The organism is Pirellulales bacterium (genome assembly GCA_035656635.1).
Classification (GTDB): Bacteria; Planctomycetota; Planctomycetia; order Pirellulales; family JADZDJ01; genus DATJYL01.
The window spans coordinates 21,316-33,970 of the sequence record DASRSD010000174.1 but is presented as its reverse complement, the minus strand read 5'-3'; the positions used below and the strand labels follow the sequence as shown (position 1 = coordinate 33,970).

The window sequence follows — 12,655 nt, the reverse complement described above, 5'->3', positions numbered from 1 at the left end:
CCGCCATTTCACCTTCATCAGCCGTTTTGCGTTCATCACTTATCGGCCGCTTGTGGCAACTGGCGATTGGCCTGATAGAGCGGCAGGTAGCGGTAATATACTTCCAAACACAGCGCCGAAAGTGCGGTGCTATACACCCGTCCTCCGTAACCGCCCCAAATGCATTCTGGGTCCCAACTGCCGGCCAAATCGCCGTCGGTCCGTTGCTTGCCAATGAGCGTGTTTTGTAGCGCTTCGTTCCATTGCTTCCAGGCATCGCCTTGCAACTGGTACATCCCCAGCGTGCCATAATACCAGTAATACAAATTGATTCGATCCGGCCGCGGCAAATCAGAAAGCAAATATTGGCCTGCTTCATCGCTGGCCGGATTATCGCGAGCCATGCCCAAAAACTGGCGACACACCAGGGCCTCAGCAGTCATCGGCCGAGTAGGGCGCTCTCCAGGACGATAACTTGCTTTGCCTCCGAATTGCCCGGCGGAAACGCTTTTGATGTACCGCACGGCGCCGTCGGAGGCGCTGGCAGGGATATTGATTCCCGCCAATTGGGCGCTTTTGAGCGACATCCATTGCCAACCGAGTTGGCTGGTATCGCCGCGCTCGCCCGGCGATTCCGTGGCTCGGTAGCGCCAACCGCCGGTGGTGCGAATTTGGGCGCTCAACGTGTAATTAATCGCCGCAGACACCGTCGGTTCCAGCCGTTTGTCACCCGTCATAGCGTACGCTTCGCTCACTGCCAGCGTGGCCATGCCGTGCGAATACATAAAGGCATAAGTTTCGGCTTGGCCCGCCAGGTTGCCGTCGCGAGCTTGTGAATTGATTAAAAACTCCAGCCCGCGCTGGACGTTAGCCGCATAATCGCCTCGCTGGTGCGTATTGCCCGCCCCGAGAAATGCCAATAGCGCTAATCCTGTCATCGCCGTATCGGCGTGAGAGCCTACGCTTCCGGCGCCTTGGCGTTGTGCAGGCGGCTCCGCAGTTTCCTGGTGCGCGCCGAATTTGCTGGCGTCCCAACCGCCGTCGCTGCCTTGATGCAGCGCCAACCATTGCAGTGCTGCCTCCACGGCCGATTCTGAACCAGGCGATCCGCCGCGACGACGGCCAATTTCCGCTCGATTAGGCGCTATCCGATCGGAATAAATTTCCGGAACTCCGCGTCCAGCAACAGGCGCCGCTGCGTTTTCGACCCAGGGGGCAGTGACGCCGGCGTTCGATGTCGTGGAATTGTTTGCCGCCGCATTGGTTGTCGCTGGAACACGCACCGCCACGGTGCTGCGGTCATCTTTCGGCGCGGGATTCGTCTCGATGTTGTCGGCCGATTTACTTTCCGGGCTGTCTACCAAGGGTACGGTTTTCGGCGGGCCTTGAATTGTCGGCTGCGCCGGCGTAGCAGTGCCTCTGGGATCGCCTGCCACCCACTCGCTCGAGTCGTTCGTCGTGGGCGGATCGGGCAGTTTTGTCAGCGGGGCAGGGGGCGCATCGGTGGGCAGTGGCTCGCTTGGCTTTTCGGGCTTATCGTCCGGCTTAACTGCGGCCACATCCGCCGGTGTTGACTTCTCTGCAACCGACGTTGGGCGGGGCTCATCGGAAGTAGTCGGTTGGGGCGCTGTTGGTTGTGCGGTTTCCGTGATCGCCGGAGCGACCATAGGCTGTTCAACCGGTTTGGGCAGCGTTGTAGCAGAAGGCTCAGCAACTTTTAACAGCGGCGGTGCGGATGCAGAAATGGATTCTGCGGAGTCGGCGACTGTAACCGACGGTTGATCGGGACCATCGTCCGTGCCCGAATCATTACCATTCTCTCCACCATCAACCAGCAACAAGCTCATGCCACCGGTATGACCGTTGCCGTTGGCGGTCACAATGTGGACCGATGTGGCGTAACACAACAATAGCAGATGCGCCAGAAGCGACAACGCAACACATTTACGCAGCGGATGCGATTGCCCCCAACTGGTGCGAATCATGACGATTAACGTCACGATCAAAAACGCCAACCCCAGCCACAGCAGAATCCATACCAACTGCGGATGCGTAAGAAAGCGGTGAATGGGTTCAAAAATCGAGGCAAGCACAGCAATCCGCTCATCTTTGTTTGGCGCCGACCTTAACTGAAATTGCTACTTCCGTTATGCCGGCGCGGCGACAGGCGTCGTACACTTCCGTCATGCGTCCGTGAGTTGTATCGCGATCACCGCGAACCAACACGCTGAGCTTGTGATACTGTCCATGAGCAGCGGCCAATTGCTGCGTTAAATCGTCGAGCGAAACCGGCTGCGTGCCGAGCAAAATGTGTCCGTCGGCAAACACGTTCACCACCTTCGGCTCCGCAGCAGAATTCACCGCTTGCTGGCTGGAGACCGACGGCACTTTCACGCTCATCGCTTTTTCTTCATCTGTGAACTTCGTGGCGACCATGAAGAAAATGACGAGCGTAAGGATGACGTCAATCATCGGCGTCAAATTCAACGTCGGTTCTTCAGGATCAGCGATTTTCAGTGGCATGGCGTGACACAAGACGGAAAGGCGGGATCGGGGGGATCAAAACGGACGGAGGTGAGAGTGGAAACTGCGTAGGACCCTCGGCGCTTAGACCAGGGGCAAGTAAGTTTTCATCAAAAATCACTTTCTCATGCGGCCGATTTGCGGCTGCGGCGCGATTGGCCGGCTTCTTGCAATGCTTCGGCGGAGATGGTGTTCACCACGTCCTGACCGAGTGTATCGAGCTGAATGACCAGACGATCCACGCGGCTCACAAAATACAAATGCAACACCACGGCGGGGATCGCGACCGAGAGCCCAGTTGCCGTGCAAAATAATGCTTCGCTGATGCCGTGCGACAAGGTCTCCAAGCGTCCGGTGTTTTCCGACGCGGCAATATCGCTGAACGAGCGGATCATGCCAAACACTGTGCCCAGTAAGCCCAACAGGGGGCCGATGGTCACCACGCCGTTGAAAATGCGAAGGTAACGGCGCAAATCGCCGGCGACGCGCTCGCCGGAATCGATCACGGCTTGTTCCACTTCGACTGCCGGCCGGCCCCATTTTCGAACCGCGGCCTCAAAAATTCGCGCCACCGAGCTGCCGTTTTCTTCGCATACCAGCCGAGCTTCATCCCGATCTAATTGCCCATCCTGCAACTGATGCAAGAAACGCTTGATGAATGGACCCGGGATCACGCGGCCAGTACGCAAGCTGATGGCCCGTTCGAAGGTGAACATCAGCAATACGAACGAGCAGAGAAACAACGGATACATTACGAATCCGCCGTCTCGAATAATTTTCAGCAGGCTTTTATTGGCGATCCCCAAACTATCGTCGGCCGGCGGTAATTCGCCGCCGGCTGCTGCTTGTGGAACCGCTATCGGGGCCGAGTTTTGAGCCGGCGTGTTCTGTGCCCACGACTGCGCCAACAAGAAGTTACTGCACACCAGCAGCGTGGCAATGGCCGTAATGGCAAACGTTCGACGACCCGAAGCAACGGCAATTTTCATCGACAAATCCTTTTGCGACGAGTGTCTTTCCAAGGCCCTGAATGTTCGTTGCAGGTCATGCCAAGCGATTGCCCCTTATCTCCGTGTCGTATCAACTAACCGCTTGCTCGCTTCGGCCACGAATTCTGTTTGCGGATAACTTTGCAACACACGACTATACATTTCGGAGGCTTGTTGCGCTTGACCTAACTGCTCGTAACATTTAGCGGCCTGGAGCAACGCGGCGGCCTGCCAGTGCGGGTATGAGTAAACCACCTCGGTACGCAAATATTCGTGCAAGGCGGCCGAGTAATTGCCCTGGTGATAATAGGTTTCTCCGGTCATCCATTGGGCAATGGCGCCTAGTTCTGTTTTTCCGCCGACGCTGGAGTGGATCACTTTATCGAAGGCGGCACGAGCCCCGTCAAAATCGGCCTGCTCCGCCAGGCAGCGGCCAATCAGGTAATCCGCCTCATATTGCTGCGAGAACTGCGGATAATCGTGGGAAATAGATGCTGCCAACTCCAGGGCGGCGCCCCATTGCTTCTGTTGTCCGAAAATTTGCGCGCGCCGCAATGGCACAATGGCCGCCCATTTCTCGGTTCCATTGGCCGCCCGTGGGGCAAGTTCTTCAAATCGCTGCTGAGCCAGCGTATAATCGCCGGCGCGGTAGGCAATTTCTGCGAGCCAGAATTCGGCTGCTAAATGCATGGAACCATCAGGAAAGTCGCGAACGATGCGTGTCAGCGCCGGCTCCGCGTCTGCCCACTTTTCGCCGGCAATTGCAAGTTGCGATTGCAAAAACAAAGCGTGTTGCAACACGGGCGTCGGACAGCTGCTTTCCACAACTTGCTTCAGAAATGCGCTGGCGGTGTCGTTATCTCCTTGTTGCGAAGCCCGCTCCGCCAACCGATACGTGGCATCGGCCCAATAGTGGCTATGCGGCTGATTGTCGTACAACAGCCGGAACACTTTATCCGATTCAGCAGCGTGTCCCAGATCGCGCAGCGACCAGGCCCAACTGTACAAGACCGCGTCAATTTCCGGATATGTGGGATAATCTCGCGCTAAGCGTTGATACAACGAAGCGGCATCCTGCTGCTGATTCACCCGGTCATACAGCCGCGCCGCCGCGTGCAAATACTTTGGCATTTGCTGCGATTGACCGTAGCGCTTAATGGCTTCGCGATAAACGACCAAGGCGGCTTGAACATGATTTTCACGCTCCAGAATTTGGCCGCGCGCCAAGGCTGCCATAGGAGCTCGCGAATCGCTCGGGCAGCGCTCCAAAAATTTGGCGAACGCTTGATCGGCGGCTTCTTCCTCATTCATTTGCAAATGACACCAGGCCGCGCCGGACAAACCCTTGGCGACCATGTCGGACGGATTGCCGTCGGCAGCCAAGTCTTTGAATGCGGTAGCGGCAAGTGAATATTGGTTAGCAGCGTAGGCCGCGTCAGCCACTTGTTCGGTGGCGGGAATAATGAATGCACTGCTGGGATGATTCGCTTTCAGCTCCTCCAATGCTTTCTGAGCGTCGGCGAGGCGGCCCGGCACGTGCGTCAAACTAACCGTCAAAGCGTAACGGGCCTTTTCCGCACCGACGTCTTTGCGCGGTGTGTCTAAATAAGTTTGCAATGGAACGATCGCTTCGGCATATTTTTCATGGCTTAACAATAGCGTGGCGCGCGCCATTTGCACCTGATCGTTCAGCGTGCGAAGAGCTGTCAAATCGTCCGGAAAAAGTGGCGTGGTCTGCGCTGAACTGGACGACGAATTGCTTGCCGCCAGCTTCACTTGCAGCTTTTCACTTAAATCGTCCAGAGTAACTTGCGCCTCGTCACTTCGCTTGTCGGCTTGCAAGGCGGTATACAACAAATAGCGGTTGGCCAGTGAATGCGGGTCGTCGCCCGAATTATCTCCTATTTGCAAGGTGGCAATGGCGCGATCGTATTGGTGGGCGCGAATCATGCTCTCCGCCGCCTGATAACGTACTACGGCGGAACGGCGGCGAGTTTGCTCTTCCTGGGCGGCGGCCACTTCCGGCGAAACCGGTTGTAATCCTGCTGGCTTCGTTGTGATCGCAGCCGCGGCAGTGCTGTCTGTTGAAGCGGCAGGATTGGTTGCCGCAAACGGATCTACGGTCGTGTTCGCCGAGGAACCCTCCTTCGCGCTGGGCTCTTTCGTCGCCGGATGATCACCGTTTTCTTTGGTATTGGCGGCCACGCTCGATGGCGCAGGTGCGGGAACGGCTTTGGGGTCGCGGCGCGAAGATAGAATCGATTTAAGGGTCGATTGAATCGGGTTGATGGGCGCTGCGACAACCGGCGATTGATTGTTTTTCGCCGCACGATCTGCGTCTGCATCGGATTTTGCCTTGGCAACCGCCTGGGTTTTCTGTGCTTCCGCCTTTCGCAGTTCCGTGGCGACCTTTGCTTTCTGTTCCGCTTGCTTGGCCGCGACTTCCGCCTCCTGTTGGCGCTTTTCAGCGGCAAGCTTGGCTTGTTTGTCGGCCTCCTGGCATAGCGCAAGCCAATGCTGCGCATCATCCTCGACGGCAGGATTTTTCGTCAAAGCGCCCAATACATCTTCCGCCTCGGCATAATGCGCCAGCTGATACAAGGCGCGCCCGCAACCTAAATGTGTTTGTGGCAGCAGCGGAGTGCTGGGAAAATGCTCTTCAATCGCCTTGTATTGCTCCAGAGCGGATTGCGGCCTGTTTTCGACAAGTTCCTGACTGGCCAGTTGTAACAGCGCCGTCTCTGCCCACGGACTATGGCCGCGTTGGGCCACTTCGTGCCGCATATTTTCTGCAGCTTCAAATTGTTTTTGCTGCTCGAAGATGCGGATTAAATTCAAGCGGCATTGGTCGGTGATCGGCTGGTCGGCGTATTTTTGCATCGACTCGCGATACAATTGCTCGGCGCGAGAAAGGTCACCGGCTTTCATCGCCAAATCACCAAGGTAGATTGACACCTTGGCGTTGAGGCTGTCGCCGGGGAATTGCGATTGAAATTGCAGCAAACGAATTTGCGCTTCGTCGGCTTGTCCATTGAACACGGCCGCTTCCGCCGCGCCAAATAAGGCCACTCGCGCCGTGGCGCCGGTCGGTTCTTCCGCAAGCACATCCAAAAAGAGCGGATAAGCTTCTGCGCTACGGCCCAGCTGAACTAGCGACTCCGCTTCGTAAAACATGGCTTTGCAACGATTGGCATGGTCGGGATGATCGTGCAAGAATTTGTGGAACGCCTCGGCCGAGGCATCCCAGTGCTTCGACGCGTAATGGTTGGAAGCAAGAGCGAATTGATCATCGGCCTCGTCCGCGCAGGCCCCTCTCACCAATGCGCCGCACAACACAGTGCCAAGCGTAACCTTCAACAACAGCCGAACGGCAGTGTTGGACATCCTTGTACCCCCTCTGCCTGAATTGGGAACTCGCTACAGCGCGGTGCGGGTCATTGCTGCCCGGCACTGGAATGGTTTTGATTTTTTGTGCCTGCCCTGCGGCTGGCACACAAAAATCGGTACAAAGCCGGAGTGCCCTATTTGTCACGCCGGGTGGCGCGTCAAAAACGTTGGCGTTCTCCTCGGCTCTGCACAGCCAGACAAAAGGCCCGATGAACGCGCGCTCTTTCGTCCCGCTATCGGTGTTATCGGCCCGATCGGTGCAGTTTCGACAGACTGCAAGAACTGCAAAGATGGGAGAAATCACAAATTCTTCGCTAGCATGGCAGCGCCAGCACAAGGAACGCGAACGGTGCGGTTTCTGCCTAAGCAAAGAAAAACCCCGGCTTAACCGGGGTTATGAATGCGAATCTTTTAGCTGGCACGTTGGCCTGAGCAATTGCTGCAACTAATATCCATTCGTCGGCCCGAAATCAACATCTCCCACGACGTGGAAGTGGTTGTGATCGATGTACAGCACTTCGGAGGCGTCCTCATCAATCTTCGTATGCGGCACCGGCCAGCCGACACGAATGATCTCGGTGAAGTACACCGTGCATTTGTAATGGGCATGGTGTAATTGAGCCGGTCCAATCAGCGGATAAAACCGCGGGGGATCGACATAATCTGCAATCTTTTCTTTCACAATGCGTACATTGTTGCGCTGCTCTTCGTGCAACATAGGAAGACCGCCTTGAATCGGACGGGCCTTTTCCAACGCCCGCATCACTTCGTCGTCGCTAGGCGGATCGAGTGCGTGCACCGGACCACCCGCCGTAATCGGGCCAAGAATGGGCACACGCTCATAACGCAAGTGAACCCAATAGCGATCTTCCTGTTCCTTTTGCAAGTACGGACTAACGGGAATAGGAATTGCCAAAGGTCCGATGTTGGGTCCCTGCGTAGCGATCCAAAAGCACCCGCTATTGGTAAGCGTTGTCAGGGCAAGTAGTGCGACAGCGAGCCAGGTTGATCGGCGTAACATGCCAAAAGCTCCTCGATTCGAACCCAGCGGCGCACGGCACCGCCAGTTGTTTCTTGTTATCGAGTAAAGCTAGGCGGAACTTGCAGGTTTTTCGGTTTCTGACGAAAAAGTGGCCGCCAGCACGATAGCATCACACCGTAGCTTGTCGCGGTATTTCTCCCGTGTCTCAGACCACAGGCATTCCACCAATAAAAAAAGCCCTGGGGTTGCAACCCCAGGGCTTGGAGCAATTAAATTACTTCGAGTTATGCGAGTCTTTGAAATCGAGGAACCACCAGCCGTCTTCCCATTCCAACGACACTTTCCGCCAACCTAATGGCACTTGCGGATACGGATAGAACGGACCAATGTACGGCCACGCAGTCGGTGAATATTGCTTCGGATATGTCACGGCACCGTAGTTTGGATACGCCGCATAACTCGGCCACGCATAGCCCGGCATTTGCGGATGGTCGAAGTGATACGGAGCCGGTGCCCCGGCGCCCATTGGCGCGGCTGGCTGCATCGGTTGCGGCGCACCAATGGATTCTCCCATGTTGCCCGGATTGCCTTGCATCGCGGCAGGACGAAAGGTCGGATTGGCGGCGGCCAGCGGTAGCGGGCCTTGTGGCGGAGCCATCGGCCGCATGCCATTGGCGGCGGGCGCCATGCCACCCGGAGCCGGAGCATAATACGCTGCGTTCGTATTGCCGGAAGCGCCTGGGGCGCTGGCGTAATAGCCAGTATTCATCGGATATCCACCGTTCCCAGGAAAATAACCCGGGGCGCCTTGTGCATTGGCAAAGCTGCCTTGTGCATTGGCAAAGCTGGTTTGTGCATTGGCAAAGCTGGTTTGTGCATTCGATGGGCGTGCCTGGGCAGATTGTCCATTGACACTTGCCGAGGCAGGGCCTTCCAAGTTGGCGTTGGACCCGGCCAGCGCCAACTGCTGTCGGGCTTGTTCCGGCATGTCCATATTGGCTTGCGGAATTTGAGGGCGTGCGGCGTCGTCGTTGAATTTGTTGTTAGCTAACTGTGTATTGCCGCCACTGGTTGCTGTGTTGTGCACGCTGCCAGTCGAGGCTGGCGCAACACTGCCGATGGCCAAATTGTTTACGACCCGCTCGACGCCAGGACAACGCTGCGCCGTTTGGATAGCCATGGCCATTTGTTTTTGGTTGGCGACAAAACCATTCAGCCACACGGTGCCGTCTTCTACTTTTACACCCACGCTATAATTCTTCAAACGGCTGCTGAGGCTATCCGCAATTTGCTGCGAAGTCTCTTGATCGCCGGCCAGAACTAAACCGGCGGATAAGGCAATGCTGGCAAGCGCTGCCGACCATAACACACGTCGCATGATTCCCCTCCTAATGTAAACCGTGCCCTGACAATCTTTCGCTAAGCGTCCCGACAACCAGCGTTGATGGACTGGCCACGTTCCGACGGCTGGGTGACGTCGGCGTTATCGCTCGGGGTTTGCTCGTCGATTAATAAAGTTGTATTCCGCAGCGCATGCTCCCTGCGCAATCCGTCGTCGGAGCATGCCGCTGAGAATAGGTGTCGGTTGCGGATTGTGCCGAAGGGGAGTTTTTTTTCGCATTTGCCGAGAGTGGCGCTTGAAACGCCGCTGGCAATGCTGGCACGCAAACTTTTCAGGACCGAAGCCCTGTGCGGAAAATCTTAGCAAGCAGCAAGGAAATCAGCAGGATGGTTCCCATCTGGCGGTCACTCAATTGTTGCAAAATGCGCTAAATGGTCGCGGGACGGCGGCTGTGGTCGAAATCCCAAATGGCCAGGAGAATCATGCCCGCCAAAGTTGTCGCCGATAGCAGCCAGCATTTCGTGCCCAGAGCCAATGCTAGCGCCGTCGAAATTCCCACGATCACCAGCGTAAAAGCAAAGGCAGCATGGCACAGGGTTGGACACCGCCAGCGGACGCTTAAGCGCGCAGCAAAGCCACAGCTCCAGCCAGCGAACTGCACGAGCCCAAATAGCCAAAGCAGTGCAGAGAAATGCACATCTTGCATGACGGTTCCCTCCCGGTTCCATCCGGTTCGTCGGATGAGTTTTTAGCCACAGCTTCCATGCTGGGCATCACGGGAGTGCCAATGCGATTATTGTGCCAGCCGCACAAAAATATCTGCTGTCAAAACGTTGCTAGCAGTGCGATCTGTGCCAATTAGGCGTAAGTTATGCCGCGTTTTGCGTGACGAAAATATTTCCCCACGTGCATTACACGCCTGAAGACAAGCTCTCCAAAGCTGCCAAACTCTTGCAATTTCTACAATCGGAAGACTTTATTGATGCAGGAAATATCCCTGGCAACTGCAACTCCTTCCAAATTCAGAAACGTGCTTGCTATTTGAGGTGCGATTTCAATTCCGTTTCCAATTCGGAAATGTGCACGTTGCGATTGATGACAACTCCTTTGTCGTCGACCAAAATCATTGTCGGCAGTGTGAGAATGCCCATTTCGTTGGCCAAGCGGCTGTCTAACCCGCCAGGTTCCCAAAGTTGCGACCAAGGCAGACGATTCTTGGCCAAATAATCGGTGGCATCGGGCAGGTTGCCGTCAAGATTCACCCCGATTAGCGCAAAATTGCTCTTCCCATACTTCGCGTACAGTTCCTTTAGCTCTGCGAAATCCGTCTTGCACGGTTCGCACCAGGTGGACCAGTAGTGAATCAGCACGTATTTGCCGCGATATTTGGCCAAATCATCCGCCGCGCCCGTAACCGTTTTGGACCGCAGTTGCATTGGTTTGCCGACGCTGTCCATTCGGTGCAGTGCGCCGCGGGCTTTCGTGGCTTGGGATGTGGTTTCAAAGTCCGAAACCAATTCGCCATACCACTTTCGGGCTTTGTCTTCCTGGCCGGCGAATTCCTGGGCAATTCCTAGTTGCAGGAGCGCGTCGGCGGAATCCGCGGCTTTGGGATAATCTTGTACAAACTGTTCGAGATTATCGAGCCATTCGGCCTGCACTTTCACGAAGTCTTTCTGCTTCAGGTCGGAGGCGTATTTGGCGGTCAACAAACGGTATTTTACGTAGGGCACCAAGGCCGCATCCGCCGGATTTTTTTGCACCGTTTCAAGCAAGGACTGGAGCTTATCGATACCGGCCGGATAGCCGCCAGTTTGTGTCGCGGCGCTAACGGAATCGGCAAATTGACGAATCCATTGGGCACGGTCCTTTTCGCCAATTTCATCGATAATGGTCAGCATTAATTCCACTCGGCGGTCATTTAGCCGAGTTTGCTCCGCGTCGCTGCTGGCTTTGCCTACCGCTTCGTCCAGCTTCGAAAGCTCATCCATCATCTTTTGAATTTTTTCGGGCGGCCCGTCTGGATTGGTTTCGTTTGCCGCCGTATCGTTCAAGCGGTTGGCAGTTTGAAAGAAAAAGCCATCGACCTCGGCCAGTTTGCTGTTTGGATCTGGAATTGATGGAGCGCCAATTACGCGCCATACGTCGCCCGCTTTGACCAACGTACCGATCGAAACCTGGCCGTCTTTGCCATCGGTTTCGGTCATGGCCATCACGTTTTCATAGGCCGTGATGTCGCCCGTGGCTCCGTCGGTGCCGGCAGGAACTAAGCCGGGACGAGCGCCACTAAAATGCACCCATTGCGTATTAGGAGTGATGGCCCGTTGGTTGTGAATTAGCTCACTGAATTTCGAAGTGGCGCCAGTTACTTTTTCGCTTAAATCCTTTGTCTTTGCCGGCCCCAGGCCGAGCGATTTAATTTCCGCCGGAGTAATTAACAAGCGGTTGAAACGGCCCGTATCCTTATCGCGGATGGCCATGACTACTTCCGCGCTAGCTTCTTCCGGGGAAATCACTTTCCACGAATCGATTTTGCCATCTTCGCCCGGATCCAAGCCCCAGCGGCTGCCGGCCGTGTTCAGCCAACGGTGCTGGTCGGCCTTGCCGTTGAAGTTTTCGTCGATGTCGCGGTAAACCTCGATACCGTCCTTAAAATAGCTCCAGCGATCGACTACATTATCCCCGTTCGTGTCCACAAATTCACGTAAGATTTGACCGTTAGGTGCACGGACGACCCAGCCGGTTTGATTGCTAATCTTTTCGGCTTTGATGGTGCATTTGGCGATGTCGGCCGGCGCTGGAATATCGTAATCCACGTCTTTTTGCACTGGCGTCAGCTTTAAGGCCTGATCGACGCTGGGCGCTGCCGCGTGGGCCGCCGCCGGCAAATACAGCACAATACCCAATAAAATTTGCACGGAAAAAACTCGGCAAAACATGTGTCGCATTGGATCCATCCTCAACGGGTTGGTATCGCCGGCGCGCAACCACAGCGCGAACTAGGATTCTGCTACCTTTGTCGGCTTAAACGGGTGCGGCCCATCAGCCCTGTGTGCCGGATTTTCCGATCGCGAAACTTATCCGTGGCGTGGCAAAGACTTTCAGCAATCTGCAGGCACCCAATTTTGCCTGATGGGATCCGAATTGTCCGGCGTCCAAGCCTTTGACAGCACGTAACCAGTCAATAAAATACGCTATTCTCGTAGAACGATGGATTTGAGCAAAATCAGCATCAGGCGAAAGCCAAGGCAGTATAAAAGACAGCAAAGCTAGCGCGCATAGCTCAGTTGGTTAGAGCGCCACCCTGATAAGGTGGAGGTCCTTAGTTCGAATCTAAGTGCGCGCATTTTTTCTCAGTCGGCTGTCAATTGCATTTTGAGCTTCAACATGTTTTCGCCTGTCGCTACGAAGCATGCCGGCCATCTCTTTCGCCCGTCGCACTAGGTTAGAGCG

The 12,655-nt window shown here is 55.6% G+C and carries 8 protein-coding genes and 1 tRNA gene; 1 reads left to right on the top strand and 8 read right to left on the bottom strand.

From position 1 onward, the window contains the following. Nucleotides 1-35: 35 nt before the first annotated feature. The 8 genes from VFE46_18205 to VFE46_18170 all read right to left on the bottom strand — a co-directional run bounded on the left by VFE46_18205 (nt 36) and on the right by VFE46_18170 (nt 12,150). On the bottom strand, nt 36-2,072 hold the full coding sequence (locus VFE46_18205) for a hypothetical protein (protein HZZ29935.1): 2,037 nt from the start codon (nt 2,070-2,072) through the stop codon (nt 36-38). Between the two features lie 10 nt (nt 2,073-2,082). After that, nucleotides 2,083-2,502 carry a biopolymer transporter ExbD gene (locus tag VFE46_18200; GenBank protein ID HZZ29934.1) on the bottom strand — a complete coding sequence of 140 codons (420 nt, stop codon included), beginning with the start codon at nt 2,500-2,502 and terminating at the stop codon, nt 2,083-2,085. A 125-nt stretch (nt 2,503-2,627) separates the two neighbouring features. Then, complete coding sequence (locus tag VFE46_18195) at nt 2,628-3,491, bottom strand: MotA/TolQ/ExbB proton channel family protein (GenBank protein ID HZZ29933.1); 864 nt, start codon at nt 3,489-3,491, stop codon at nt 2,628-2,630. Between the two features lie 75 nt (nt 3,492-3,566). Next, on the bottom strand, nt 3,567-6,875 hold the full coding sequence (locus tag VFE46_18190; protein HZZ29932.1) for a tetratricopeptide repeat protein: 3,309 nt from the start codon (nt 6,873-6,875) through the stop codon (nt 3,567-3,569). 448 nt (nt 6,876-7,323) lie between these two features. After that, nucleotides 7,324-7,899 carry a hypothetical protein gene (locus VFE46_18185; protein ID HZZ29931.1) on the bottom strand — a complete coding sequence of 192 codons (576 nt, stop codon included), beginning with the start codon at nt 7,897-7,899 and terminating at the stop codon, nt 7,324-7,326. Nucleotides 7,900-8,134: 235 nt separating this feature from the next. Then, nucleotides 8,135-9,238, bottom strand: a complete 1,104-nt coding sequence (locus VFE46_18180) for a BON domain-containing protein (protein ID HZZ29930.1) — start codon at nt 9,236-9,238, stop codon at nt 8,135-8,137. A 391-nt stretch (nt 9,239-9,629) separates the two neighbouring features. Further along, nucleotides 9,630-9,908, bottom strand: a complete 279-nt coding sequence (locus tag VFE46_18175) for a hypothetical protein (protein HZZ29929.1) — start codon at nt 9,906-9,908, stop codon at nt 9,630-9,632. Nucleotides 9,909-10,239: 331 nt separating this feature from the next. Next, nucleotides 10,240-12,150, bottom strand: coding sequence for a thioredoxin-like domain-containing protein (locus VFE46_18170; GenBank protein ID HZZ29928.1), 1,911 nt, complete (start codon nt 12,148-12,150; stop codon nt 10,240-10,242). 324 nt (nt 12,151-12,474) lie between these two features. Here VFE46_18170 and VFE46_18165 point away from each other — a divergent pair. After that, nucleotides 12,475-12,548: transfer RNA gene (locus VFE46_18165), tRNA-Ile, on the top strand. Nucleotides 12,549-12,655 lie beyond the last annotated feature (107 nt).

Excerpts from the sequence above, each read along its gene's own strand:
- VFE46_18190 (HZZ29932.1), bottom strand. The coding sequence starts at position 6,875 with ATGTCCAACACTGCCGTTCGGCTGTTGTTGAAGGTTACGCTTGGCACT.
- VFE46_18185 (HZZ29931.1), bottom strand. The coding sequence starts at position 7,899 with ATGTTACGCCGATCAACCTGGCTCGCTGTCGCACTACTTGCCCTGACA.
- VFE46_18180 (HZZ29930.1), bottom strand. The coding sequence starts at position 9,238 with ATGCGACGTGTGTTATGGTCGGCAGCGCTTGCCAGCATTGCCTTATCC.
- VFE46_18175 (HZZ29929.1), bottom strand. The coding sequence starts at position 9,908 with ATGCAAGATGTGCATTTCTCTGCACTGCTTTGGCTATTTGGGCTCGTG.
- VFE46_18170 (HZZ29928.1), bottom strand. The coding sequence starts at position 12,150 with ATGCGACACATGTTTTGCCGAGTTTTTTCCGTGCAAATTTTATTGGGT.
- VFE46_18200 (HZZ29934.1), bottom strand. The coding sequence starts at position 2,502 with ATGCCACTGAAAATCGCTGATCCTGAAGAACCGACGTTGAATTTGACG.
- VFE46_18195 (HZZ29933.1), bottom strand. The coding sequence starts at position 3,491 with ATGAAAATTGCCGTTGCTTCGGGTCGTCGAACGTTTGCCATTACGGCC.